Here is a 24,950-nt window from a genome sequence, read left to right as displayed (position 1 = left end):
CCGGAAGTTAAGCTTCCCTGCGCCGATGGTACTGCACTCGGGAGGGTGTGGGAGAGTAGGTCACCGCCGGACAATCTTTTGGTGAGGGCGGGAAGAGGATCCCTTTGTGGGGTTCTCTTCCCGCCCTTTCTGCTTTTGTGCGCTGAAACTTTCTGTTTTGAAGAGTTGCCGGCTCTGGTTGGCCGCACTTTCTGATCGCTCTGTCTGGCCCTGGTCGCTCTGTCTGGTTGCTGTTTCTGGTGTTAGAAGCGCGCCTGTCTTTGGGCGGTTTCATGGCTTCTGTTGGTGTTGATCTGGGGTTCGTCTTCTGCGGGTGTTGGGCGGCGGGTTCCGCTTGCGGGTGGTCTCATCTTTCGTGTTGAAGCCGCGTTTCCTTTGTCTCCTTGGCGTTCAGGGCGGGCGTGGTCTGCCTGTGGGCTCTCCCCTGTTGGATGCGCGCGGGGAGGGATCCGCTCGTTGGGCTTCGGAGGCTCCTTCGGGTGTCTGAGGTCGGGAGCCATCTGCCGGCTCGCTGGCTCTTTGGCGTGGGGGGTGGAGGGGGCGTTCGCTGGTTTCTGTGGACTTTTGGACGCGTCTGTGAGTCGTGCGCCGGGACTGGGGTCTTCTCGCGCCTTCTTGTCGCTGGTTGCTGGTGGGAGGCGGAGGTTGCGTCCTGGCGTGGAATCGGTTCGCCCGGCGCGGTGGAGCGGTCCGTGCGGTCAGTAGGGTTGAGGGGTGGACTATCGTGCGGTTGAACGCGCGATCATGGATCGTGGCGTCGAGTGGGACTTCGAACCGACGCTCGACAGGATCGCGGCCCTCATGGACGTGCTCGGCTCGCCGCAGCAGGCGTACCCGGTCATTCACATCGCGGGCACGAACGGCAAGACGAGTACAGCGCGGCTGACTGAGGCCCTGCTCCGGGAGCGGAACCTGCGTGTGGGGCGCTTCACCAGCCCTCACCTGGTGTCGGTTCGTGAGCGCATCACGGTCGACGGCGAGCCGTTGAGTGAGGAGCGCTTCGCCCAGGCGTACGAGGAGATCGCGCCCTACGTCGATCTGGTCGACACGCAGGGGCGGCGTATCCAGTTCTTCGAGCTGCTCACGGCCATGGCCTTCGCGGTGTTCGCCGACACTCCGGTGGACGTCGCGGTCGTCGAGGCCGGCATGGGCGGCTCGTGGGACGCCACCAACGTCGCCGACGGCACCGTCGCGGTCGTCACTCCGATCTCTCTGGATCACACCGACCGCCTCGGCCCCGACATCCCGAGCATCGCCGGTGAGAAGGCGGGCATCATCAAGCCCGGCGCCACCGCCATCCTCTCCCAGCAGGAGCTGGAGGCGGCGGAGGTGCTGATGCGGCGGGCCGCCGACGTCGGGGCGGTCGTCGCCCGCGAGGGCCTGGAGTTCGGCGTGCTCAACCGCGAGGTCGCCATGGGCGGCCAACTGCTGACCCTGCGCGGGCTCAAGGGCGTCTACGAGGACGTCTACCTCCCGCTCTACGGCGCCCACCAGGCGAGCAACGCGGTGACGGCGCTGGCCGCCGTCGAGGCGCTGACGGGCGGTGACGACCCGCTCGACGTGGAGCTGGTGCGGCAGGCGCTCGCGCAGGCGTCCTCGCCGGGGCGGCTGGAGGTCCTCCGGCGGAACCCGACGGTCGTGGTCGACGCCGCGCACAATCCCGGGGGCATGCAGGCCACGCTGGAGGGCATACACGAGGCGTTCGACTTCGCCAAGGTCGTCGGCGTGGTCGCGGTGATGCGCGACAAGGACGTCGACGCGCTGCTGGAGCTGCTCGAACCGATGGTGGACGAGATCATCGTCACCCGGAACTCCTCGCCCCGGTCTATGTCGCCCGAGGATCTGGCGGCGCTGGCCGTCCCCCTGTTCGGAGAGGACCGTGTGCACGTCGTCGAGAGGCTGGACGAGGCGCTCGACAGGGGCATCGGGATCGCCGACGCGGAGGGCGAGTTCAGCGGTACGGGTGTGCTGATCACGGGCTCGGTGGTGACGGCGGGAGACGCGCGTCACCTGCTCCGGGCGGAGGGGACATGATGAGCTTCCAGGTCACTCCGGGGATGCGGCGGCTCGGCGCCAGCGTGCTGGGCATGGAGGCGATCGTCGCGGGTCTCATCACGCCGGTGGCCATCATGGTGGACGGTGTCCGGCCGGCGCTGGCGGTGACCGCGGGCATTGGGCTGGCCGTGCTGTGCGTGATCTCCGCGGGGCTGCTGAAGCGGCCTTTCGGATACATCGCAGGCAGTGTGGTGCAGGTTCTTGCGATCTGCACCGGATTCCTGGTTCCGACCATGTTCTTCCTCGGAGGGATCTTCACGGCGCTGTGGATCACGGCGATATTCGTCGCTCGCCGTGTCGAGGGCGTGACTTCCCGCTAAAGTCGGGCACCATGGCCGTCCCCCTAATCCAGCCAGTCCAGCGACTCCAGCGCGCGAGGTTCCCGGGGCTGCTCGATGTCGTGCTCGGGCTGCTCGTCGTCGTCGTGCTCCCGCTGGCGATCGTCGCCATCCCCAACACCGTCTCCGTCGTCGCCGAGCTGCTGCCGGGCGACATCGACCGGGTCGGGCTGATGCGGGCGCACGGGCTCGCGCTCCCGGCGATGATGCTGACCGTGCCGCTCGCGGCAGTGGCGCTGCGGCGGCTGAGGCCGGCGCACGTGCTGGTGGGCGGGCTCGTGGTGCTCGCGCTGGCCGACGCCGCCGGGGGCTACGCGGGTTCGGCGTCGCTGGTCGGGGTGCTGCGCGTGTTGCACGGCATCGGGGCGGGCCTGCTCGTCCCGGCCACGCTGGTGGCGGTTTGGGAGCGATCCGCGGTGCTGCGTGGCCTGTGGGTCGGGATGCTCGCGCTGAGCCTGCTGAGCGCGCAGGCGCTGGCGTTGTGGCCGCTCGACGGGATTCGCAGGTGGCAGGTCACGCTGCAGCCGTACCCGTTGGTGACCGGCATCGCGCTGGCGCTGGCGGCCGTCTACCTGCTGATCTGGATGCTGGAAGGGCAGCCGTCGACTCCGAGCGGCACGGCCAGGGAACGTGGCCGGCTGTTGCTCGCGACGGTTCCCGCGGCGGGCATCGCGGTGGTGGCCCTCAGCACGGCCAGCGAGGACTGGACCGCCAGCCTGGTGATCCTGCTGGCGGTGCTGGCGATCGTGGCGCTGCTCGCGCTCGCCTCCATCGGCAGCCGCGAAGGGCGCACGCTGTCCTACGCCATGATCGCGGTGGGCGTCGTGCTGCTGCCCAGCATCGCCCAGGTGACGTACGTGGAACTGGGCGGCCTGGGCGGGCCTGGGCTGAAGGGGCTGTGGGTGCCGTTCGTCGTGGCAGGCGTGCTCGCGCTGGTCGCGGCCGTGCTGGTGCGGGTGTTCGCGGCCGACTCGTCCAGGTGGCTCACGCCGCTGGGGCTGCTGGCGATGGTGGTCGGGCTGTGCTCGGTCCGGGTCGTGGTGCCGGCCGCGGAAGGGCTGGTGCTGATGGTGCCGTTCACGCTGCTGGCCGTGGGCGCGGCGGTGGCGCTCACCGCGGCGCTGAGCCACGTGGGCGTCGGCGCGACGCTGTTCGGCCTGGCGCTGTGCTTCCCTGGCGTGCTCGCGGGCTACCTGCTCGGAACCGGGGTGCAGGTGATGATGTTGCGCGGGGTCGGTTCCGCGCAGCAGCTGGTCGACAAGTTCGTCGGGGCGTTGCACCTGTGGTCGCTGATCGGCGGGTTCCTGGTGGTGGCGGTGATCGTCCTGTCCGCGTTGCTGGCGAGGCGGTCCTCGGTGGCCTCCGGTGGGGTGCAGGAGCCTGACCAGCCGGAACCCGCCCATGCCTACGCGCACGCGCCTGCCGCGGTCGTCGGGGCGGAGCCGTCCCCGCTGCCGGAGGGCGAGCCCGCGGAGATTCCCGAGCAGGGAAAGCCCGTGAAAGAGGAGGAAGGAGACGACACCGATCTGATCCCTCCCGTCCCGCCTCCGGCGCAGTCCCCGGAAGGCTCATAGCAAACGGTCCCATGGCGGCGGGACGGTAGGCTAAGCGCAGCCGCGACCATGCGCGGCGCGGCCCCACAGCCACCCGACCTGTTCGAAGGAGAACCTCTCGTGTCCGAGCGCACTCTTGTCCTGATCAAGCCCGACGGGGTGAAGCGCGGCCTCATCGGTGACGTGATCGCCCGCGTGGAGCGCAAGGGCCTCAAGGTCGTGGCGATGGACCTGCGCACCCTCGACGCCGACACCGCCAAGGCGCACTACGCCGAGCACGCCGAGCGTCCCTTCTTCGGCGAACTGGTCGAGTTCATCACCTCCGGGCCGCTGGTCGCCCTCGTGCTCGAGGGGCCGCGCGCGGTGGAGGCGTTCCGCGCCCTCGCCGGCCTCACCGACCCGGTCAAGTCCGCTCCGGGAACGATTCGCGGTGACCACGCGCTGGAGATCGGTGAGAACGTCGTCCACGGTTCCGACTCGCCCGAGTCGGCGGCTCGGGAGATCAAGATCTTCTTCCCCGACCGTTTCTGACCTCTTCCGAGCTGGGCTCGATCAGCCCAACCTGCTCCCGGTGCCCGCCAGCCGCTGCTGGCGGGCACTGGTCGTTTCTGGGGACGATCTTCTTTCTGCGGGCGCCGGCAGGCGGCCTGACAGCGGCACCGGCGCGGAGCGTCCGGCAGGGGATGGGCTGGGAGCGTCTGTGGGGCCTCAGCGCGCGTGCAGGGCGTTGGTGGGATTGATGGTCCTGGCGCGGTCTGCGGAGGCGCTGGGCGTCGCTGAGCGGTTCTGTGAGGGATCTGCGGGGCTTGCTCGCCCGCCGCGCCGGCACCGGTGGTCCTGGGGGTGTTTGTGGCGGCTGGAGAGATGGATGGAGTATCCAGCGGTGGTGGGGACGGTATGCAGGTATGGGTAGTAAAGGGTGGCTTTGGGGAGGGGGTGAAGAATTTTGGGGGGCGCAGGGGCTCATTGCGGGCACCGGTGGGTACGTCACGTTACGATTCGAATTCGATCCGTAGTCATCGCGAACGACGTTACGGAAGGCTCCGTTCCCCATGGGCAGCAAGCTCGCGTTTCTCGGCCGTGACATGGCGGTCGATCTCGGCACCGCCAACACGCTCGTGTACGTGCGGGGCCGCGGCATCGTGCTGAACGAGCCGTCAGTTGTCGCCATCAACACCACCACGGGGAAGATCGTGGCGGTCGGCATCGAGGCGAAGCGGATGATCGGCCGGACGCCCGGCAACATCGTCGCCGTGCGGCCGCTCAAAGATGGTGTGATCGCCGATTTCGACGTAACCGAGCGGATGCTGCGATATTTCATCCAAAGGGTGCACAAAAGACGGCACTTTGCTAAGCCGCGCATCATCATCGCCGTGCCCAGCGGCATCACCGGGGTCGAGCAGCGGGCGGTGAAGGAGGCCGGTTACCAGGCCGGGGCGCGCAAGGTCTACATCGTCGAGGAGCCCATGGCGGCCGCCATCGGCGCCGGGCTGCCCGTGCACGAGCCGACCGGGAACATGGTGGTCGACATCGGCGGCGGCACCACCGAGGTGGCCATCATCTCGATGGGCGGCGTGGTCACCAGCCAGTCGATCAGGGTCGGCGGCGACGAGCTCGACCAGGCGGTGATCACCTTCGCGAAGAAGGAGTTCTCGCTGATGCTGGGCGAGCGCACCGCGGAGGAGATCAAGATCGCGATCGGCTCCGCCTGCCCGGGAACCGAGGAGTCGCACGCCGAGGTGCGCGGACGCGACCTCGTCAGCGGGCTGCCGAAGACGATCGTGGTGTCGGGCGCGGAGATCCGCAAGGCCATCGAGGAGCCGGTCAACTCGATCGTCGACGCGGTCAAGACCACGCTCGACAAGTGCCCGCCGGAGCTGTCCGGCGACCTGATGGACCGCGGCATCGCGCTGACGGGCGGTGGCGCGCTGCTCAAGGGCATGGACGAGCGGATCAAGGCGGAGACGGGCATGCCCATCCATCTGGTGGAGAACGCCCTTGACTCGGTCGCGCTCGGATCCGGCAGGTGCGTCGAGGAGTTCGAGGCGCTGCAGCAGGTTCTGGTGCCGGAGTCGCGACGCTGATGCGAGACTCGCGCCGCGCCCGGCTGATCCTCGGAACGCTGCTGACAGCGGCGCTGGTCACTTTGACCGTCGATCACCGTTCCGGTGCGGGCTCCCCGCTCGCCTCGCTGCGCGGGGCGGGTGCGTGGCTCTTCGGCGGGGTGGAGCGGTTCGCCGGCGCCACGCTGCGCCCGATCGGCAGCTTCGTCCACGCGGTGGCCGCGGCCCCCAGTGCCCAGGACGAGATCGCCCGGCTCAAGGCGGACAACACCAGGCTGCGCGCGAGCCTGGCGGCGAACCGGCTCGACCAGGTCAGGTCCGCGGAGCTGCGGCGGATGCTGGGCCTGGCGGGGCTCGGCGGTTACCGGGTCGTGCCCGCCAACGTGGTCGCCAGGCGGGGCCAGCCGGGCTTCGAGGACGCCGTCGAGCTCGACGTCGGCACCGCTGACGGCGTCCACCCGGAGATGACGGTGCTGAACGGCGAGGGGCTGATCGGACGGGTCGTGCAGGCGACGGTGAGCAGTTCCACCGTGGTGCTGCTGAGCGACCCCGGCTCGGCCGCCGGCGCCAGGCTGGAGGGCGGCCAGGAGATCGGGGTCGTGCACGGGGTGGGGGAGAACGGGCGACTTATCCAGTTCAAGCTGCTCGACTCGACCGCGCCGCTGGCCCGCGGTGGGCGCATCGTCAGCTTCGGCTCGCAGAACGGCAGGCCGTACGTGCCGGGGGTGCCGATCGGGGTGATCGAGCGGGTGGAGGCGACGCCGGGCGAGCTGACCCGCATCGCGTACGCCAGGCCCTACGCGGATCTGACGGCGCTTGACGTGGTGGGGGTGGTGGTGGAGGGGCCCAAGCGTGACCCGCGCGACTCGGTGCTGCCGGCGAAGGAGGGAGCGCGCTGATGCCCGCCTTGTTCGTGGTGGCGGCGGTGCTGGTGCAGGTGATGCTGGTGAACCGGGTGCCGCTGCCCGCGGGCGCCGCGCCCGATCTGGTGCTGCTCGCCGTGGTCGGAATCGCGCAGGCGCGCGGGGCCGCCGCCGGGGCGCTGATCGGGTTCTGCGCCGGGCTGCTGGTGGACGTCGTGCCGCCGACCGCGCACCTGGTGGGGCAGTACGCGTTCGTGCTGGCCCTGGTGGGTTACGTGGCGGGGCGGGGCTTGGGAGGCCCGGTCACCACCGTCGTGCTCTGCGTGCTGGCCGCGCCGCTGGTGGCGGCGGCGATGGGTGGGCTGATCTCCGATCCGCGGGTGACGGCGTCCACGCTGACTGCGCAGGTGCCGCTCACGATCGTCTACACGCTGGTGGTGGCCCCGTTCGTGATCTGGCTGGTCACCCGTCAATGGCTGGCGAGGTACGGGACGTGAACAGGATGCATGCCCGGTTGCTCGTGCTGCACGTGCTGGTGCTGACCCTGCTCGCCGTGCTGGCCGTGCGGCTCTACCAGGTGCAGGTCGTGCGCGGTCAGGAGTTCGTCACCAGGGCGGCCGAGACCAGGACCAGGACCGTGATGGTGCCGGCCGTGCGGGGGCAGATCCTCGACGCCGCGGGCCGCCCGCTGGTGCGCAACCACACCGCGTTGGTCGTCTCGGTCGACAGGATCGGGCTGATCAGGATGCCCGACGGCGGGCTGAGCGTGCTGAAGAAGCTTGGCGCCGTCCTCGACAAGCCGGTCAAGCTGCTGCAGAAGCGGATCACGCCGTGCGGCCCCGGGGTGGGCAAGCCGTGCTGGACCGGCTCGCCGTACCAGCCGATCCCGATCGACGACAAGGTCAACACCCGCGAGGCGCTGCAGATCCTGGAGCGGCAGGAGGAGTTCCCCGGCATCACGGCCGAGGTGCACTCCGTCAGGCAGTACCCGGGAGGCGAGGCCGGGGCGCAGATGCTCGGCTACCTGCAGCCGGTCACCCAGGCCGAGCTGGAGAAGCGTGAGGGGCTCAAGGCCGTCTTCTCCGGCGTGGACCTGGTCGGACGCGACGGCCTCGAGTACGTCTACGACGACGTCCTGCGCGGCAAGCCGGGGATGCGCCGCGTGCAGGTCGACCGGATGGGCAAGGCCCTCGGGGTGGAGCAGGAGGTGCCGCCGGTCAGCGGCGACACGCTGGTCACCAGCATCGATTCGCGCGTGCAGGCCGTGGTCGAGGAGGCGTTGCAGCACGCGATGAAGAACGCGCCCAAGGCCGACGGCGCCGCCGGAGTGGTGCTCGACCCGCGAACGGGGCGGGTGATCGCGCTGGCCAGCGCGCCCGGCTACGACCCGGCGGTCTGGGCGGGCGGCATCTCGGCGAGCGGGTACCAGCGGCTGCTGTCGGACGCCACCGGCAAGCCGCTGGTGTCACGGGCGCTCAACGGGCAGTTCGCCCCCGGCTCGACGTTCAAGGTGTCGTCGGTGACGGCCATGCTGCGGGCCGGGTACCCGCTGAAGGGCACCTATGACTGCCCCGGCTCGTTCATGGTGGGTGACCGGCCGTTCAACAACTTCCACGGCATCGGTCTGGGCCCGATGAACCTGCACACCGCGCTGGTCAAGTCGTGCGACACGATCTTCTACAGGTCCGGGTACGAGCAGTGGCTCAAGGACGGCGGGCTGCATCCCAGCAAGCCGCCGAAGGAGGTCTTCGCGAACACGGCCAGGGCGTTCGGGTTCGGCAAGCGCACCGGGATCGACCTGCCGGGGGAGTCCTCCGGCCGCATCCCCGACCGGGCCTGGAAGAAGGAGATGTGGACGCAGACCAGCGGCACCGCCTGCAAGCGCGCGAAGACCGGCTACCCGGAGGTGGCCGACAAGGCGCGCGCCGACTTCCTCAAGCGGCTGGCCAACGAGAACTGCCTGGAAGGCTTCCTGCTGCGGGCCGGTGACTCGGCCAACTTCTCCATCGGGCAGGGCGACGTCCTGGTGACGCCGCTGCAGCTGGCCCGCGCCTACGCGGCGCTGGTCAGCGACGGCAAGCTGCGCAGCCCGCGCATCGGTTGGGCGACCGTGCGGCCCGACGGCAAGCTGGTCAAGCGCATCCCGGTTCCGGTGGTCGGCAAGCTGCCGCTCAGCGAGAAGGAGCGCCTCTACATCAAGGACGCGCTCAGCCAGGTCCCCTCCGACGGCACCGCGGCCGGCGCGTTCACCGGCTGGCCGATGGACAAGATCCGGATCGGCGGCAAGACCGGTACCGCGGAGGTGTGGGGCAAGGAGGACACGTCGTGGTTCGCCTCGTTCGCGCCCACGCAGCACCCTCGCTTCGTCGTGGTCGTCATGGTCTCGCAGGGCGGCATGGGCGCCTCGACCGCCGCGCCCGCCGCCCGCGAGATCTACGAGGGCATCTTCGGCATCAAGCGCCCGCCCGCGCTCCCGCAGGGCCGCACGGCCAGTGCGCTGCCGCGCTTCGCACCTGACGGGACGGTGGAAGGGGAATGACCGACCGTTCCGTGGTGGTGAGGCGGCGCTCGTTCGCCCGGCGGGCCGTGGGCGCGGAGTCGGCGGTGTGGCGGCTCGACGGGGTGATGCTGGTCGCGGTCGCCGCCCTCTGCGTGATCGGCACGTTGCTGGTGTGGTCGTCCACCAGGACGTGGGCGCCAGGGTCCACCGGGCTGGTCAAGAAGCACGTGCTCAACGAGGTCATCGGGTTGGTGCTGTTCTCCGTGGTGGCGATGGTGGACCACCGGGCGATGCGGGCGTACGCGGCGCTGGTGTTCCTGGTCTCGCTGGTCGGGCTCGGCCTGGTGATCACGCCGTTGGGCGCGACGATCAACGGGTCGCACTCGTGGATCCTGCTCGGCGGCGGCTTCGCCGTGCAACCGTCGGAGTTCGCCAAGGTCGGGCTGCTGCTGATCATCGCGATGCTGCTCGCGCAGCCCGCCGAGGGCAGCGACAGGCCGCGCGGGCTGGACGTCTGGCTGGCGCTGTTCGCCGCGCTGGTGACGATGGGGCTGGTGATGCTCCAGCCCGACCTCGGCACCACACTGGTGCTGGCCGTGATCACGGCGTCCGGGCTGGTGATCGCCGGAGTGCGCAAGCGGTGGATCATGCTGCTGACGCTGCTGGCCGGCGTCGGGGTGTTCTGCGTGTTCTTCTTCCAGATGCTGGAGCCGTACCAGGTGGCGCGGTTCACCGCGTTCGTCGATCCGGGCGTGGACCCGCGCGGGGTGGGCTACAACAGCACGCAGGCGCTGATCGCGATCGGCTCCGGGCAGCTGTTCGGCAAGGGGCTGCTCGACGGCGGGCAGACGACCGGAAGGTTCGTGCCCGAGCAGCACACCGACTTCATCTTCACGGTGGCTGGGGAGGAGTTCGGCTTCCTCGGCTCCGTGACGGTCGTGCTGCTGCTCGGCGTGGTGCTGCTGCGCGGGCTGAAGATCGGCAGGCTATGCGACGACAGGTTCGGGACGCTGGTTGCGGGCATGGTCGTGTGCTGGCTGGCGTTCCAGACGTTCGTCAACATCGGGATGACGATCGGGATCATGCCGATCACCGGGCTGCCGCTGCCGTTCGTGTCCTACGGAGGAACCGCCACGTTTGCGAATCTGATGGCGATCGGCCTGCTACAGGCGATAAGGATCAGGCAGCAGACGTTCAATTAGAGGTATGTTCCTGGCCTGCTGCGACGAGTGCGAGGAGCGTTTCCTGCTGCCCGCCAGTCACGTCACCGCCGTCCACAACCTCGCCAGCGGCGTCATCGCCGTCGAGCTGACCTGCTACGAGGGCCACCGCATCGTCGTGCTCAGCGGCAACGACATCGACATCCCCGGACCAGCCACGGTCTGAGCGCCGCTACGCTGGGTCCCATGCCTGTCGAGTCGATTTTTCCTCGCCTGGAAGCGCTGCTGCCCAAGGTGCAGAAGCCGATCCAGTACGTCGGCGGTGAGCTCAACTCGACGGTCAAGGACTGGGACTCCGCCGACGTGCGATGGGCGCTGATGTACCCCGACGCGTACGAGGTCGGGCTGCCCAACCAGGGCGTCGCGATCCTGTACGAGATCCTCAACGAGCTGCCCGCGACGCTGGCCGAGCGCACCTACGCGGTCTGGCCCGACCTTGAGGCGCTGATGCGCGCCGAGGGCGTGCCGCAGTTCACCGTCGACGGGCATCGTCCCGTGCGGGCCTTCGACGTTCTCGGTGTGTCCTTCTCCACGGAGCTCGGCTACACGAACCTGCTGACCGCGCTCGATCTGGCGGGCATCCCGCTGATGGCCGCCGAGCGGGGCGACGACGACCCGATCGTGCTGGCCGGCGGCCATGCGGCGTTCAACCCGGAGCCGATCGCCGACTTCCTCGACGCGGCCGTCCTGGGTGACGGCGAGCAGATCTCGATCGCCATCTCCGAGGTCGTCCGCGAGTGGAAGGCCGAGGGCAGGCCGGGCGGGCGCGACGAGCTGCTGATGCGGCTGGCCGAGTCCGGCGGCGTCTACGTGCCGAAGTTCTACGACGTGGAGTACCACCCCGACGGGCGCATCAAGCGGGTCGCGCCCAACACGCCCGGCGTGCCGTGGCGGGTGCACAAGCACACGGTGATGGATCTCGACGAGTGGCCGTACCCGAAGAAGCCGCTGGTGCCGCTGGCCGAGACGGTCCATGAGCGGTTCAGCGTGGAGATCTTCCGCGGTTGCACGCGTGGCTGCCGGTTCTGCCAGGCGGGCATGATCACCCGTCCGGTGCGTGAGCGGTCGATCACCACGATCGGCGCGATGGTCGAGAACGGCATCAAGGAGTCGGGCTTCAACGAGGTCGGGCTGCTGTCGCTGTCGTCCGCCGACCACTCCGAGATCGGCGAGGTCGCCAAGGGCCTGGCCGACCGGTACGAGGGCACGAACACCTCGCTGTCGCTGCCGTCCACCAGGGTCGACGCGTTCAACATCGACCTGGCCAACGAGTTCTCCAGGAACGGCCGTCGCTCCGGTCTGACCTTCGCTCCTGAAGGCGGCTCCGAGCGGATGCGCAAGGTGATCAACAAGATGGTCACCGAAGAGGACCTCATCCGCACCGTCAGCACCGCCTACTCGCAGGGCTGGCGGCAGGTGAAGCTGTACTTCATGTGCGGGCTGCCCACCGAGACCGACGAGGACGTCCTGGGCATCGCCGATCTGGCCAGGAAGGTCATCAAGGCGGGCCGCGAGAGCACCGGCTCGCGCGACATCCGCTGCACGGTCTCCATCGGCGGGTTCGTGCCCAAGCCGCACACTCCGTTCCAGTGGGCCGGGCAGGCCGACCACGAGACCGTCGACCGGCGGCTCAAGGCGCTGCGCGACTCGCTCAGGGGTGACAGGGAGTACGGCAGGGCCGTCGGGTTCCGCTACCACGACGGCAAGCCGTCCATCGTGGAGGGGCTGCTCTCGCGCGGCGACCGCCGGGTCGGCGTCGTCATCCGCGCGGTCTGGGAAGACGGCGGGCGCTTCGACGGCTGGAGCGAGCACTTCTCCTACGAGCGGTGGATGGCCTCGGCCGAGAAGGCAGGCATCGACGTCGACTGGTACACCGTGCGTGAGCGGGCCGAGAACGAAGTCCTGCCGTGGGACCATCTCGACGCCGGGCTCGACCGGGAGTGGCTCTGGCAGGACTGGCAGGAGGCCGTCTCTGGCGGCGAGGTCGAGGACTGCCGCTGGACCCCCTGCTACGACTGCGGCGTCTGCCCCACTATGGGAACGGAAATCCAGATCGGCCCGACGGGCAGGAAACTCCTTCCCCTCACGGTGGTCTAGCGGCGCTCAGTGGCCGGGCGGTACCTCGCCGTACATGATCGTGAGCAGTTCACGCGTCAGGGCGGCTTATCCTGGGGTGAGGAACTCTGACACGGGAAGGACGACAAGCTCTGAAACCTGTTCCCGATGGGCCTCCGCCAGCGCCAACGGTGCAGCGCCTGCGCGTGCGCTACACCAAGCGTGGCCGTCTGCGCTTCACCAGCCACCGCGACATCTCGCGAGCCGTCGAGAGGGCGGTTCGCCGTGCCGGCATTCCGGTGGCGTACAGCGCGGGCTTCTCGCCCCACCCGAAGATCTCCTACGCGGGCGCGGCGCCGACCGGTGTCGCCAGCGAGGCCGAATACCTTGAGATCGGCGTCACCACGCCATGCGACCCCGAGCGCATCCGCGATGACCTCGACGGCTCTCTGCCGCCGGGTCTCGATGTGGTCGACGTCGTCGAGGCGGGCGCCGGAGGGCTGGCCGACCGCTTGGAGGCCTCCGAATGGGAGGTGCGGCTGCCCGGCGCCGACCGTGAGCCGGCCGAGGTGGCGGTGGAGAAGTTCCTCGCCGCCGGTGCGGTGGAGGTCGAGCGTCTCACCAAGAAGGGGCCCCGGCGCTTCGACGCACGGGAGGCCGTGCTGACGCTCACGGTGCCCGAGGGAACAGGCAGAACCGCAGCTCAGGTGCCCGGAGAGTCGTGTGTCATACTGCGCATGGTTGTTCGGCACGTGACTCCGGCCGTTCGACCCGACGATGTGCTCACAGGGCTGCGCCTTGTGGCCGACTTCGCGCCGCCGGTTCCCCCCGAGGTGACCAGGCTGGCGCAGGGGCCGCTCGACGTAAGCACCGGTGCGCTTGCCGACCCGTTCGACCTTGACCGCGAGACCACGCGCGGCGGCGAAGCGGGACCGGCGGGTGAGTACGTCGCCGGTTAAGGGAGCGCCTTGCGCGAGCGAGGCTCGACCGCTGACAGGACTTGGCGCCTGCGCCCTCTCACGGGGGCGCGGGCGGACAATGAGACACGAGAGCTCCTGCGCGGCGCGGCGACGCGCCCGGGAGCTGACGGGAGAACGCCCGCATGCTCGAGAACGAGCCCAACGGCGGGGCCAACGGCCCTGACGGGGAGACAACAGAACAGCTCAAGGTGACCAGGCGCCGCCGCTCGGCGAGCCGCCCGGCCGGCCCGCCGCCGGAAGTGCCCGACGAGTCGGCCGCCACGCCGATCACCGCGCCGATCACCGAGCCCGCGCCCGCCGTCACGGCGGAGAGCCCGGTCGAGGCCGCGGCCGCACAGGCCGTGGGCGAGGCCGTCGCCGAGGCGGTCGAGGAGAAGCCCAAGCGGGCCACCAGAACCAGATCGACGGCCACCACGACGCGCCGCCGTACCACCAAGAAGGCCGCCGAGACCGACGGCGAGCCGCCCTCGGCGGAGCCGGCCGCGTTGCCGGCGTCCGACACGCCCGAAACCGCAGACGCGGCCCGCCGCCTCGCTGGAGCGCCCGCCGAGGTGGACGAGCCCGTCGAAGCTGCCGTCACGCGTGCGGCCGGGGCTGCCTCGGTCGTGGACGAGCCGGTCCAGGGCTCCGCGACTCGTGCGGTGCGTCGTCCTGCGGGTGCGCCTGTCGAGGTGGAGGAGCCTGTTGAGGCTGCCGTCACGCGTGCGGCTGGGGCTCCGTCGGTTGTGGGGGAGCCGGTTCAGAGTTCCGCGACTCGTGCGGTGCGTCGTCCTGCGGGTGCGCCTGTCGAGGTGGAGGAGCCTGTTGAGGCTGCCGTCACGCGTGCGGCCGGGGCTCCGGTGGTCGTGGAGGAGCCGGTCCAGGGCTCCGTGACCCGGACGGTCCGGCGTCCCGCCGGCGCGCCCGCCGAGGAGGCCGCGGAAGAGGCTGCGCCGAAGCGGCGCCGTACCAGGAAGAAGGCGGAGCCGGAGGCTGAGGCGCCCGTAGAGGCGGCGAGCGTCGCCGACGACACGACCGGCCCGGTCGGCGAGGCCGAGGAAGACGAGATCCTGGAGGGCCTGCCCGAGGACGAGCCGCTCGACGACGAGCCCGCCGGGGAGGACCTCGACGAGGAGATCGACCGGCCGAGCCTGCTGGCCGACCCGTTCGGCTTCACCGGCCGCAAGGACGAGCAGCCGGGCACCGCGTTCCAGCGGCCCGCCGCGATCTTCGCGCCGCTGTTCCAGGCGCCCGACCCCACCCAGGCCAAGCCCGCGCGTCCGGAGCCGCCGCAGCCCGTCGCCGAGCCCGAGGAGCCGCTCGACGAGAGCGTCGACGAGGAGGACATCGAGGGCGAGACCGCCGAGGAGCAGGAGGACGAGGGCGGCGGCCGCCGCCGTCGCCGCCGCCGCGGCGGCAGAGGGCGTGGCAAGGCACGCGAGCGTGACGAGTCCGACGAGTCCGACGAGTCCGAGGACGAAGGCGACGAGGAGCGGGGCGAGGAGGCCGAGGAAGAGGAGGCGTCCAGCTCGCGTCGCCGTCGCCGGCGTCGCCGCCGCGGCTCCGACGAGGGCGCCGAGCCGTCCAGCGACGACCCGCCGAACACGGTCGTGCGCATCCGCGCGCCCCGCTCCGGCCGCGCGTCCGCGCTCGACACGGCCACCGACGGCGTCCAGAGCGTGCGCGGCTCCACCAGGCTCGAGGCCAAGAAGCAGCGCCGCCGCGAGGGCCGCGAGCTGGGCCGCAGGCGTCCGCCGATCATCACCGAGTCGGAGTTCCTGGCCAGGCGTGAGTCGGTCGACCGGATGATGGTGGTGCGCCGCCAGGGCGACCGCACGCAGATCGCGGTGCTGGAGGACGGCGTCCTCGTCGAGCACTACGTCAACCGTGAGGCCAGCCAGTCCTACGTGGGCAACGTCTACCTCGGCAAGGTGCAGAACGTCCTGCCGTCGATGGAGGCGGCGTTCGTCGACATCGGCAAGGGCCGCAACGCCGTCCTGTACGCCGGTGAGGTGAACTTCGACACGGCGGGGCTGGAAGGGCAGCCGAAGCGGATCGAGGCGGCGCTGAAGTCCGGCCAGTCGGTGCTCGTGCAGGTCACCAAGGACCCGATCGGCCACAAGGGAGCCCGGCTGACCTCGCAGATCAGCCTTCCCGGCCGTTACCTGGTCTACGTGCCCGACGGGTCGATGACCGGCATCAGCCGCAAGCTCCCCGACAAGGAGCGCACCCGGCTCAAGAGCATCCTGAAGAAGGTCATGCCGGAGAACGCCGGCGTGATCGTCCGCACGGCCGCCGAGGGCGCGTCCGAGGACGAGCTGGCCCGCGACGTGGCCCGCCTGTCGGCGCAGTGGGAGAACATCCAGAAGAAGGCCAAGTCGGCCAGCCCGCCGGAGCTGCTCTCGGCCGAGCCCGACCTGACCATCCGCGTGGTGCGCGACGTCTTCAACGAGGACTTCACCTCGCTGGTCGTGCAGGGCGAGGAGGCCTGGGAGACGGTCGACGAGTACGTCAAGTACGTCGCGCCGCACCTGGCCGAGCGCCTGTCGCGGTGGGACGGCGAGCAGGGCGACGTGTTCGAGCAGTACCGCATCGACGAGCAGCTCGGCAAGGCGATGGACCGCAAGGTCTGGCTGCCCAGCGGCGGTTCGCTGGTCATCGACCGCACCGAGGCGATGACCGTCGTGGACGTCAACACCGGGAAGTTCACCGGCCAGGGCGGCAACCTCGAGGAGACCGTCACCCGGAACAACCTGGAGGCGGCCGAGGAGATCGTCAGGCAGCTCAGGCTCCGCGACATCGGCGGCATCATCGTCATCGACTTCATCGACATGGTGCTCGAGTCCAACCGCGACCTGGTGCTGCGGCGGCTGCTGGAGTGCCTGGCGCGCGACAGGACCAAGCACCAGGTGGCCGAGGTCACCTCGCTAGGCCTGGTCCAGATGACCCGTAAGCGGGTCGGTCAGGGGCTGCTGGAGGCGTTCTCGACGCCGTGCGAGTGCTGCAACGGTCGCGGCCTGATCGTGCACACCGAGCCGGTCGAGGCCAAGCCGGAGCCGCGCGGCACGCAGGGGAAGATGGCAGTGGAGAAGGCGGTCTCGGAGAAGGTCTCCGCGGCCAAGGACGCCTCAAGCCGTGATACCGTGACCGGTGCGCTTGAAGACGTCCCTGCTGAGGACGACCAGGCCGGCCAGACTTCCGGCAGGGGGCGGCGACGTTCCCGCCGAGCCAGGTCAGCCGAGTAACGGAACGCTGCTCGGCTGATTGTCCGACGATCCGTCCGGTTCGCCTAGGGTGCTGTCAATCCGGTACCCTAGAGAGCCGGTGCGTCAGGTGATGTGCCCTGTTGGCGCGCCCCACTAGGTTCGTTGGTTCCAGACAGGATGCCAGTGCGGGCGCAGCACTCGGCAGTCAGTGGCCGTTCCTCCGGAGCGGTCGGTGATCGCAACAGTAGACAGTAGAAGGGTTCCGCGGTGTACGCGATCGTTCGTTGCGGCGGCAGGCAGCAGAAGGTCTCCGTCGGTGACGTCCTCGAGGTGGACAAGGTCGCCGGCGAGGTCGGTTCTTCGGTTTCGCTGCCGACGGTGCTCGTCGTCAACGACGGCGATGTGACCACGGAGGCGGGCAGGTTCACGGTCAGCGCCGAGATCCTCGGTGAGACCAAGGGCCCCAAGATCCGCATTCTCAAGTACAAGAACAAGACCGGTTACAAGAAGCGCCAGGGGCACCGTCAGCGGTACACCCAGGTGAAGATCACCGGTATCGACCAGGCCTGATCGGGAGTTTGAGAGATGGCACACAAGAAGGGCGCGTCGTCCACCCGGAACGGCCGTGACTCGAACGCCCAGCGCCTGGGCGTCAAGCGCTTCGGCGGCCAGCTGGTCAACGCGGGCGAGATCATCGTCCGTCAGCGTGGCACGCACTTCCACCCCGGCGACAACGTCGGTCGCGGTGGCGACGACACGCTGTTCGCGCTGGCCGCGGGCCACGTGCAGTTCGGCGTCAAGCGCGGCCGTCGCGCCGTGAGCATCGTCCCGGTCGCGGAGTAATCCGCCGCCACAGGGCGTTACACGAGGGGTGGATCTATGTTGATCCACCCCTTTGTCATGTTTTTTGGGGTTTTGTGCGGCTTGCCGGGATGTGGCGCGCCGCGTCCTCGTCCGTACGGCTGAACAGAGATGTGGCCCTCGGGCGAGGGTGGAGAGAGGGGCGGAAATGCCGGACTTCGTGGACCAGGTGGTCCTGCATGTCAGGGCCGGTGACGGAGGGAACGGCTGCGCCTCCATCCATCGGGAGAAGTTCAAGCCGCTCGGCGGGCCCGACGGCGGCAACGGCGGGCGCGGGGGTGACGTGATCCTGGAGGTCGATCCCAACACGGCCACGCTGCTCGACTACCACCGCAGGCCGCACCGCAAGGCCGAGAACGGCAAGCAGGGCCAGGGGTCCAACCGCGACGGCGCCAACGGCGGCGACGTCATCCTGGCCGTCCCCAACGGGACCGTGGTCAAGGACGCCGACACCGGGGAGGTGCTGGTCGACCTCGTGGGAGCCGGCACCCGTTATGTGATCGCCCAGGGCGGCCACGGCGGGCTCGGGAACGCGGCGCTGGCCAGCGCCAAGCGCAAGGCCCCCGGCTTCGCGCTGCTGGGCGAGCCGGGCGACGGGCTCGACATCATGCTGGAGCTGAAGAGCGTCGCCGACGTGGCGCTGGTCGGGTTCCCGAGCGCCGGCAAGTCCTCGCTGATCGCCGCGCTCAGCGCCGCCCGTCCGAAGATCGCCGACTATCCGTTCACCACGCTGATCCCCAATCTGGGCGTCGTGACCGCGGGCGAGACCGTGTTCACCGTCGCCGACGTGCCCGGCCTGATCCCGGGGGCCTCGCAGGGCAAGGGGCTGGGGCACGAGTTCCTGCGCCACGTGGAACGGTGCGACATGCTGGTCCACGTCATCGACTGCGCCACCATGGAGCCCGGACGCGACCCGATCACCGACTTCGAGGTGATCGAGGCGGAGCTGGAGGCGTACGGGAAGCTCGACGGGCGTCCCCGCATGGTGGTGCTGAACAAGGCCGACGTTCCCGACGCGCGCGAGCTGGCCGACCTGGTCAGGTCCGAGTTCGAGGAGCGGGGGCTGCGCGTCTTCACGATCTCCGCGGCCACCCATGACGGGCTGCGGGAGCTGACCTTCGCCATGGGTGACTGGGTGGCCGCCGCCAGGGCCAACAGGCCGGTGGAGGAGCCGACGCGGCTGGTCATCAGGCCGAAGCAGCTCGGCGAGGCCGGGTTCACCGTCCGCAAGGTCAACGAGAACCTGTTCCAGGTCACCGGCGAGAAGCCGGAGCGCTGGATCAGGCAGACCGACTTCAGCAACGACGAGGCCGTGGGGTACCTGGCCGACAGGCTGGAGCGGCTCGGCGTGGAGGAGCAGCTGGCCAAGGCCGGTGCCACCGCCGGGGCCGAGGTCGTCATCGGGTCGATGGAGGGCGGGTACGTCTTCGACTGGCAGCCCACGCTGAACGCCGAGTCCGTCCGTTCCGGGCCGCGCGGCACCGACAGCAGGCTCGGCTAGGCGCACAGGAGCGCCGTCCAGGCCTGAGAGGGTTGTCTCGGGAAAAGCGGTCGATATCGTGCTGCCGACCTCGGATAGGCTTCCCATGTGCGGGAACGGATCAGCTCAGCGTCGAAGGTCGTCGTCAAGGTCGGCTCGTCGTCGCTCACGACCCCCCAGGGAACGATCGACGTCGACCGGGTCGACGCGCTCGTGGACGTGCTCGCGGCACGCCGGCGCGCCGGGTCGCAGATCATCCTGGTGTCGTCGGGGGCGATCGCGGCGGGCCTCGGCCCCCTCGGGCTGCCCGCGCGACCGCGCGACCTCGCCACCCAGCAGGCGGCGGCCTCCGTTGGCCAGGGGGTGCTGGTGGCCCGCTACACGTCCTCCTTCGCCCGGTACGGCGTGCGCGTCGGGCAGGTGCTGCTGACCGCCGACGACATGATGCGGCGCGCTCACCACGCCAACGCCCAGCGCACCCTCAACCGGCTGCTCGAGCTGGGCATCACGCCGATCGTCAACGAGAACGACACCGTGGCCACCGACGAGATCCGCTTCGGCGACAACGACCGGCTGGCGGCGCTGGTGGCCCACCTGGTCCACGCCGACGCGCTGGTGCTGCTGTCGGACGTGGACGCGCTCTACGACGGGCCGCCCAGCCGCGCCGGGTCCAAGCGGCTGGGCGAGATCCGGGGGCCGGAAGACCTGGTCGGGGTCGAGCTGGGCAGGAACGGGGCCGCCGTCGGCACCGGCGGGATGGTCACCAAGGTGCAGGCCGCCCGGATCGCCACCGGGGCGGGAGTGCCGGTGGTGCTCACCGCCGCCGCGCACGCCGCTCAGGCCCTGGCGGGAGCCGACGTCGGCACCTACTTCCATCCGGGAGGGCGGCATCCCGGCACCCGGCTGCTGTGGCTGGCCCATGCGACCACCGGGCGCGGCCGCCTGCACCTCGACGACGGCGCGGTCGAGGCGATCGTGACTCGCCGCAAGTCGCTGCTGCCGGCCGGGGTGACCTCGGTCGAGGGAGACTTCGCGGCGGGCGATCCGGTGGACCTGTGCGAGCCGCGCGGCTTGGTGGTGGCCCGGGGGCTGGTCAACTTCGACGCGGGGGAGATTCCCGAGCTGCTCGGACGGTCCACGCGGGAGCTGGGCAGCGCGCTGGGCCCGGAGTACGAGCGCGAGCTGATTCACCGCGACGACATCGTCATACTGGAAGCCCACAACTGAGCCTGCCTCGCCTTGCGGGGCGTTTACGAGGAGCGTGTGATGTCCGAGGAGTTCCTGAAAGTGGCCGGGGCGGCACGGGAGGCCGCCGCTGAGCTGGCTCCGCTGCCTCGGGCGCCGAAGGACCGGGCATTGCGGGCGGTCGCCGACGCTCTGGTGGCCCGCGCGGGCGAGATCATCGCGGCCAACGGCGAGGATGTCGAGCGGGCCAGGGAGCAGGGCACGTCCGAGGCGATGATCGACCGGTTGCGGCTGGACGAGGCGCGGATCGCGGCCATCGCGGAGGCCGTGCGGCAGGTGGCCGACCTGCCCGACCCCGTCGGCGAGGTGGTGCGCGGCAGCACCTTGCCCAACGGGCTGGAGCTGCGGCAACTGCGGGTGCCGCTCGGCGTGATCGGGATCATCTACGAGGGGCGGCCGAACGTGACCGTCGACGCGGCGGCGCTCTGCCTCAAGAGCGGCAACGCGGTGCTGCTCCGGGGGTCCTCAAGCGCGTACGCGTCCAACACGGCGCTGGTGCGGATCATGCAGGAGGCGCTCGACGGCACCGAGGTGCCGTCCGGGGCCGTGCAGCTGGTGCCGGGCCTCACCCGCGACTCCGTCAAGGAGCTCATGCGCGCCCGCGGGCTGGTGGACGTGCTGATCCCGCGCGGCGGCGCGTCCCTGATCAACTCGGTGGTCGAGGAGTCGACCGTGCCGGTGATCGAGACGGGCGTCGGCAACTGCCACGTGTACGTCGACGCCGACGCCGACGTCGATCTGGCGGTGGAGATCCTGGTCAACGCCAAGGCGCAGCGGCCGTCGGTGTGCAACGCGGCAGAGACGTTCCTGGTCCACTCCGGCGTCGCGGCTGAGTTCGTGCCCAAGGCCCTCGCCGCGCTGGGGGAGGCCGGGGTGACCGTCCACGGTGATGCCGAGATCGCCCGGTTCGGCGAGGTCGTGCCCGTCACCGAGGACGACTTCTACGCCGAGTACCTGTCGCTCGACATCGCCGCCGCGGTGGTCGGCTCGCTGGAGGAGGCGGTGGCGCACATCAGGCGGTACGGCTCCGGCCACACCGACGCCATCGTCACCCGCTCCCAGGGGGCGGCCCGCAGGTTCGTGTCGCTGGTCGATTCGGCGGCCGTGGCGGTGAACGCGTCCACCAGGTTCACCGACGGCGGCGAGTTCGGGTTCGGCGCGGAGATCGGCATCTCCACCCAGAAGCTCCACGCGCGCGGCCCGATGGGGCTGCCCGAGCTGACGTCCACCAAATGGGTGTACACAGGCGAGGGCCAGTTGCGCACGTCGGAGGGCACGGTCATCGCTCGGTCAGGGAGCTGACCGGATCGGGCGCGGGTCGGCGTGTCGGGTGTCTGGTGACGCGGTCGCTGGCTTGACTGGGAGGCATGGAGATCGTCCTCGCTCTCGCCTCCTCAGTCGCCGTGCTGTTCGGGGCCGACCGGCTGATGCTCTGGCTGGAGAGTCGTGGCCACGTCAACTGGCGCAGGAAGGGCCGCAAGGACCTGTCGGAGGAGCCGACGACCGGGATCGACGGCATGCTGTCCGACCAGTCGCAGGGGTAAAGCTTCGGCGCGTCGCAGGCGTTCTCCGCTGTACCGGCGCTAGGGTTGTGTCCCCTATGGGCGCGCCGGGCGGGGAGGGTTGGTGAGCAAGCTCGGCAAGGTCGGGCCTTACACCCTGGTCGAGCGGCTCGGCCGGGGCGGCATGGGCGAGGTCTACCTCGCCAGTGCCCGCCGAGGCGAGAGAGTCGCGCTCAAGGTCCTGCACAACCTGTCGGAGGACGATTCCTCCCGGATAAGGCTTGAACGCGAAGTTCGCGCGCTGCGCCGGGTCGAGAGCCCGTACGTGGCCAAGGTGCTCGACGCCGACCTCGACTGTGCCCGTCCCTACCTGGTCATGGACCACATCGACGGCGCCAACCTGCTCGACCGAGTCCGGCAGGACGGCCCGCTGAACGTCGCCCAGCTGGTCGAGCTGGCGCAGGGCCTGGCGACCGCGCTGGCGATCATTCACGCGGCCGGGGTGGTGCACCGCGATCTCAAGCCCGCCAACGTCATCATGGGAGCCGAGGGGCCCGTCCTCATCGACTTCGGCATCGCGCAGGTGCTCGACGCCACCCGGCTCACCATGACCGGCACCTTCCTCGGCACCCCCGGCTACACCGCTCCCGAGATCTTCGCCGACGAGGAGGTCAACTCGCCCGCCGACGTGCACGCCTGGGGAGCGACGGTGGCGTTCGCCGCGACCGGGCGTCCCACGTTCGGGCGGGGCACGGCCGAGGCGCAGATGTACGCGGTGCTGAACGGGCAGGCCGACCTGAAGGGCGTACCGGTGGCGCTGCTGCCGCTGGTGCGGGCCGCGCTCAACCGGGAGCCGGGCAAGCGGCCGACCGCGGCGCTGCTCGCCGACCGGCTGTCGCGGCTGGCCAAGGCCACCAGCCCTGCCGACGCCGACGCCCCGGCCAAGAGCGCCCGTGCTGCCGAGGAACGCGGCCGCGCCACCACCGCCGATGACGCGTCGCGTCCAGGTACGGGGGAGGAGGCCAAGCGGGCGGGCGAGGAGGCGAAGCCCGTCACGCCACGGGCGCGTACGAGCACGGACGGATCCGCCGCCACGCCCCGAGCCCGGACAGGCACGGACGGATCGGCCGCCACGCCCCGAGCCCGGACAGGCACGGACGGAGGGGCCGCCACGCCGCGCAGCAGGACGGGCACGGACGGAGGGGCCGGCGTCGCACGGGCCCGCACGAACGCTGACGGCAAGGTCCCCGCGCCCCGGAGCCGGACCAGCACGGACGGGAAGACCACCGGGCCGCGCAAGATCACCTCCACGCGGAGCCGCGCGGAAGGCAAGACCCCCACGCCGCGGACCCGCGCCGGCGCCGAGGCGGCGGGGTCCAGGAGCCGGACCACGGGCAAGGCGCGGACTGCCGCGAACCGGTCGGAGACGAGCGCCACCACGCTGCCGGCGGGCAACGCGGCCCTGCTGATGCTCGCCGTGCTGGCCGTGCCGTGCGTGGTGGCCTCGGTGATCTGGCCGATCGCGACGATCGGCATCACCGCCGCGTTCGTGGTGCTCACCAGGACCGTCTGGATGAGCCACTGGATGGTCAAGAAGCGCACGTCACGCCGGATGCGGGTGTTCCTGCGGGTGCTGCTGTTCCCGGGCGCGCTGTCGGGCGCGGCCCTGACCTGCGTGGTCTGGCCGGGCGCGCCCGTCGCGGTGGCGGCGGCCGGGGCGCTCTGGCTCACCGGCGGCGGCCAGATCAGCTCCGATTGGTGGCAGCAGCCCGCGCCGGTCACGGCGGCGGGCGTGGTGTTCGGCATGCTGTGCGGCGGCATCACCGGCCGCGAGATCGAACGGATCGGCGCCCGGCTGCCCGATCTGCGCCGTGAAGGGCTGCGCGCGCTGGCCGTGCTGGGCGGGTTCGTCGCCCTGTGCGCGGCGGCCGTGCGCGCGATCGCCCTGCTGCTGTGAGGCCCCTGCTCAGCCGTCGCGGCGGGAGAAGCGGTTGAAGATGCGCTCGCCCGCGTTGACCGCGCCCTCCGCGACGTCGCGCAGCACGCCGATGAACGGGTCCTGCGACTGCGACCACGACGTGCGGTACGACTCGGCCGCCGCCTTGATCTCCTCGGTCACCCTGGCGTCGGCGTCGTCCTCGCGGCGCGGGTAGTCGCCGCCCAGGATGCGGTCGTACTCACCGCTGCGCTGCCACTTGTCGAGCTCGGCCACGCGCACCACGGCGAACGGGTGGGTGGTGCCGAGCAGGTTGAGCACCTTGAGGAAGCCGTCGCGCAGGTCGCCCGCGGTGTCGTACTCCTGGTACTGCTCCAGGAACGCCTCGATGTTCATCTCGTGCGTGTAGTCGCCGCCGGCGAGCTTCATCAGCGCGCGCTTGGCCGCCTCGGGGTCCTGGCTGGTGAGCAGGCCGCCGCGGTCGGAGGAGAGCTCGGACTTGCGGTACCACTCTTCCAGGCCGGCGACGATCGCGCGCAGGCCGATGTAGCCGAGCGGGATCCAGGCGACGCGGGAGGCGAGGCGGGTGAGAATGTCGAGCATCGTGCGGTAGACGGCGTGACCCGACAGGATGTGCGAGGTCTCGTGGCCGATGACGAAGCGCTGCTCCTCCTCGTTCATGAGGTTGAGCAGACCGGTGGTCACCACGATGAACGGGTCGTCGAAGCCGATCGCCTTGGCGTTGACCTGCGGATCCTGCTGGACGTAGATCTCGGGGACCCGGTGCAGGTCGAGCGTGTATGCGGCGTCGCGGCCCATGTCGTAGAGAGAGCGGAACTGGGTCTCGCTCACGCGCACGGCCGAGGCCAGGTACATCAGGCGCAGGCGGCGCTCGCTGATGAGACCGGACATCTGCTTGAGAACCGTGTCAAACCCACTCAACTTACGCAGAGCGACCAGGGCGGACCGGTCTGCGGGGTGTTCGTAGGCACGGGACGAGATGCCGGGCAGTTGGACGCGGTTGCGGTCCGGGGTGGTCGTCATGCCCGGCATGCTACGTCCGCAACGGGAGTGATGCGCGGTCATCACCCCGGGGGGTGCCGTCATGTTGTGA

General features: G+C 70.3%; 21 protein-coding genes. 20 read left to right on the top strand and 1 reads right to left on the bottom strand.

The window, feature by feature from the left end; translation table 11 throughout:
• The first annotated feature begins 744 nt into the window (after positions 1-744).
• The 20 genes from ABZ297_RS25440 (at position 745) to ABZ297_RS25345 (ending at position 23,857) form a co-directional block, all read left to right on the top strand.
• Entirely contained in the window at positions 745-2,034 is a 1,290-nt protein-coding gene (locus ABZ297_RS25440) for a folylpolyglutamate synthase/dihydrofolate synthase family protein (RefSeq protein WP_355350723.1), read from the top strand.
• The gene (locus ABZ297_RS25435; RefSeq protein WP_355350719.1) at positions 2,031-2,375 is read left to right on the top strand and encodes a DUF4233 domain-containing protein; all 345 of its coding nucleotides are present in this window, start codon (positions 2,031-2,033) and stop codon (positions 2,373-2,375) included. The genes ABZ297_RS25440 and ABZ297_RS25435 overlap by 4 nt, the downstream gene beginning before the upstream one ends.
• Before the next feature lie 11 nt (positions 2,376-2,386).
• Complete coding sequence (locus ABZ297_RS25430) at positions 2,387-3,967, top strand: hypothetical protein (RefSeq protein ID WP_355350717.1); 1,581 nt, start codon at positions 2,387-2,389, stop codon at positions 3,965-3,967.
• A 99-nt stretch (positions 3,968-4,066) separates the two neighbouring features.
• Positions 4,067-4,477, top strand: coding sequence for a nucleoside-diphosphate kinase (gene ndk / locus ABZ297_RS25425; protein ID WP_355350715.1), 411 nt, complete (start codon positions 4,067-4,069; stop codon positions 4,475-4,477).
• 521 nt (positions 4,478-4,998) lie between these two features.
• Positions 4,999-6,030 (top strand): rod shape-determining protein, encoded by a 1,032-nt coding sequence (locus tag ABZ297_RS25420; protein ID WP_355350713.1) that lies wholly within the window; start codon positions 4,999-5,001, stop codon positions 6,028-6,030.
• Complete coding sequence (mreC, locus tag ABZ297_RS25415; RefSeq protein WP_355350711.1) at positions 6,030-6,908, top strand: rod shape-determining protein MreC; 879 nt, start codon at positions 6,030-6,032, stop codon at positions 6,906-6,908. Before ABZ297_RS25420 ends, mreC begins: the two co-directional genes overlap by 1 nt.
• Positions 6,908-7,369 (top strand): rod shape-determining protein MreD, encoded by a 462-nt coding sequence (gene mreD / locus ABZ297_RS25410; RefSeq protein ID WP_355350709.1) that lies wholly within the window; start codon positions 6,908-6,910, stop codon positions 7,367-7,369. Before mreC ends, mreD begins: the two co-directional genes overlap by 1 nt.
• A 5-nt stretch (positions 7,370-7,374) precedes the next feature.
• Positions 7,375-9,411, top strand: coding sequence for a penicillin-binding protein 2 (gene mrdA / locus ABZ297_RS25405; RefSeq protein ID WP_355350721.1), 2,037 nt, complete (start codon positions 7,375-7,377; stop codon positions 9,409-9,411).
• A complete protein-coding gene (gene rodA, locus ABZ297_RS25400) occupies positions 9,408-10,574 on the top strand; it encodes a rod shape-determining protein RodA (RefSeq protein WP_355350707.1) in 1,167 nt (388 codons plus the stop codon). The genes mrdA and rodA overlap by 4 nt, the downstream gene beginning before the upstream one ends.
• 4 nt (positions 10,575-10,578) lie before the next feature.
• Positions 10,579-10,758 carry a hypothetical protein gene (locus ABZ297_RS25395; RefSeq protein WP_355350705.1) on the top strand — a complete coding sequence of 60 codons (180 nt, stop codon included), beginning with the start codon at positions 10,579-10,581 and terminating at the stop codon, positions 10,756-10,758.
• Between the two features lie 20 nt (positions 10,759-10,778).
• Entirely contained in the window at positions 10,779-12,689 is a 1,911-nt protein-coding gene (locus tag ABZ297_RS25390; RefSeq protein WP_355350703.1) for a TIGR03960 family B12-binding radical SAM protein, read from the top strand.
• 149 nt (positions 12,690-12,838) lie between these two features.
• Entirely contained in the window at positions 12,839-13,606 is a 768-nt protein-coding gene (locus ABZ297_RS25385) for a TIGR03936 family radical SAM-associated protein (protein ID WP_355350701.1), read from the top strand.
• 143 nt (positions 13,607-13,749) lie between these two features.
• A complete protein-coding gene (locus tag ABZ297_RS25380) occupies positions 13,750-16,851 on the top strand; it encodes an Rne/Rng family ribonuclease (RefSeq protein ID WP_355350699.1) in 3,102 nt (1,033 codons plus the stop codon).
• Between the two features lie 228 nt (positions 16,852-17,079).
• The gene (gene rplU, locus ABZ297_RS25375; RefSeq protein ID WP_270159450.1) at positions 17,080-17,382 is read left to right on the top strand and encodes a 50S ribosomal protein L21; all 303 of its coding nucleotides are present in this window, start codon (positions 17,080-17,082) and stop codon (positions 17,380-17,382) included.
• Between the two features lie 15 nt (positions 17,383-17,397).
• Complete coding sequence (gene rpmA, locus ABZ297_RS25370) at positions 17,398-17,655, top strand: 50S ribosomal protein L27 (RefSeq protein WP_012893687.1); 258 nt, start codon at positions 17,398-17,400, stop codon at positions 17,653-17,655.
• Positions 17,656-17,821: 166 nt separating this feature from the next.
• On the top strand, positions 17,822-19,174 hold the full coding sequence (obgE, locus tag ABZ297_RS25365; protein ID WP_355350696.1) for a GTPase ObgE: 1,353 nt from the start codon (positions 17,822-17,824) through the stop codon (positions 19,172-19,174).
• Between the two features lie 87 nt (positions 19,175-19,261).
• Positions 19,262-20,380 carry a glutamate 5-kinase gene (gene proB / locus ABZ297_RS25360; protein ID WP_355350694.1) on the top strand — a complete coding sequence of 373 codons (1,119 nt, stop codon included), beginning with the start codon at positions 19,262-19,264 and terminating at the stop codon, positions 20,378-20,380.
• Between the two features lie 39 nt (positions 20,381-20,419).
• Positions 20,420-21,700, top strand: a complete 1,281-nt coding sequence (locus tag ABZ297_RS25355) for a glutamate-5-semialdehyde dehydrogenase (protein ID WP_355350692.1) — start codon at positions 20,420-20,422, stop codon at positions 21,698-21,700.
• Between the two features lie 65 nt (positions 21,701-21,765).
• Positions 21,766-21,942 carry a hypothetical protein gene (locus tag ABZ297_RS25350; RefSeq protein WP_355350690.1) on the top strand — a complete coding sequence of 59 codons (177 nt, stop codon included), beginning with the start codon at positions 21,766-21,768 and terminating at the stop codon, positions 21,940-21,942.
• 82 nt (positions 21,943-22,024) lie between these two features.
• Complete coding sequence (locus ABZ297_RS25345) at positions 22,025-23,857, top strand: protein kinase (protein ID WP_355350688.1); 1,833 nt, start codon at positions 22,025-22,027, stop codon at positions 23,855-23,857.
• Positions 23,858-23,866: 9 nt separating this feature from the next.
• Here the strand turns inward: ABZ297_RS25345 and ABZ297_RS25340 are convergent, their stop codons facing one another.
• Positions 23,867-24,880, bottom strand: coding sequence for a M48 family metallopeptidase (locus tag ABZ297_RS25340; RefSeq protein ID WP_355350686.1), 1,014 nt, complete (start codon positions 24,878-24,880; stop codon positions 23,867-23,869).
• Positions 24,881-24,950 lie beyond the last annotated feature (70 nt).

This window comes from Nonomuraea sp. NPDC005983 (assembly GCF_040614375.1).
GTDB lineage: Bacteria > Actinomycetota > Actinomycetes > Streptosporangiales > Streptosporangiaceae > Nonomuraea.
This window is presented reverse-complemented; position numbering and strand designations above follow the sequence as displayed.

Coding starts and splice junctions, on each gene's coding strand:
- ABZ297_RS25440 (WP_355350723.1), top strand. CDS start 745: ATGGATCGTGGCGTCGAGTGGGACTTCGAACCGACGCTCGACAGGATC.
- ABZ297_RS25435 (WP_355350719.1), top strand. CDS start 2,031: ATGATGAGCTTCCAGGTCACTCCGGGGATGCGGCGGCTCGGCGCCAGC.
- ABZ297_RS25430 (WP_355350717.1), top strand. CDS start 2,387: ATGGCCGTCCCCCTAATCCAGCCAGTCCAGCGACTCCAGCGCGCGAGG.
- ABZ297_RS25420 (WP_355350713.1), top strand. CDS start 4,999: ATGGGCAGCAAGCTCGCGTTTCTCGGCCGTGACATGGCGGTCGATCTC.
- mreC (WP_355350711.1), top strand. CDS start 6,030: ATGCGAGACTCGCGCCGCGCCCGGCTGATCCTCGGAACGCTGCTGACA.
- mreD (WP_355350709.1), top strand. CDS start 6,908: ATGCCCGCCTTGTTCGTGGTGGCGGCGGTGCTGGTGCAGGTGATGCTG.
- mrdA (WP_355350721.1), top strand. CDS start 7,375: ATGCATGCCCGGTTGCTCGTGCTGCACGTGCTGGTGCTGACCCTGCTC.
- rodA (WP_355350707.1), top strand. CDS start 9,408: ATGACCGACCGTTCCGTGGTGGTGAGGCGGCGCTCGTTCGCCCGGCGG.
- ABZ297_RS25395 (WP_355350705.1), top strand. CDS start 10,579: ATGTTCCTGGCCTGCTGCGACGAGTGCGAGGAGCGTTTCCTGCTGCCC.
- ABZ297_RS25390 (WP_355350703.1), top strand. CDS start 10,779: ATGCCTGTCGAGTCGATTTTTCCTCGCCTGGAAGCGCTGCTGCCCAAG.
- ABZ297_RS25380 (WP_355350699.1), top strand. CDS start 13,750: ATGCTCGAGAACGAGCCCAACGGCGGGGCCAACGGCCCTGACGGGGAG.
- rpmA (WP_012893687.1), top strand. CDS start 17,398: ATGGCACACAAGAAGGGCGCGTCGTCCACCCGGAACGGCCGTGACTCG.
- obgE (WP_355350696.1), top strand. CDS start 17,822: ATGCCGGACTTCGTGGACCAGGTGGTCCTGCATGTCAGGGCCGGTGAC.
- ABZ297_RS25355 (WP_355350692.1), top strand. CDS start 20,420: ATGTCCGAGGAGTTCCTGAAAGTGGCCGGGGCGGCACGGGAGGCCGCC.
- ABZ297_RS25350 (WP_355350690.1), top strand. CDS start 21,766: ATGGAGATCGTCCTCGCTCTCGCCTCCTCAGTCGCCGTGCTGTTCGGG.
- ABZ297_RS25340 (WP_355350686.1), bottom strand. CDS start 24,880: ATGACGACCACCCCGGACCGCAACCGCGTCCAACTGCCCGGCATCTCG.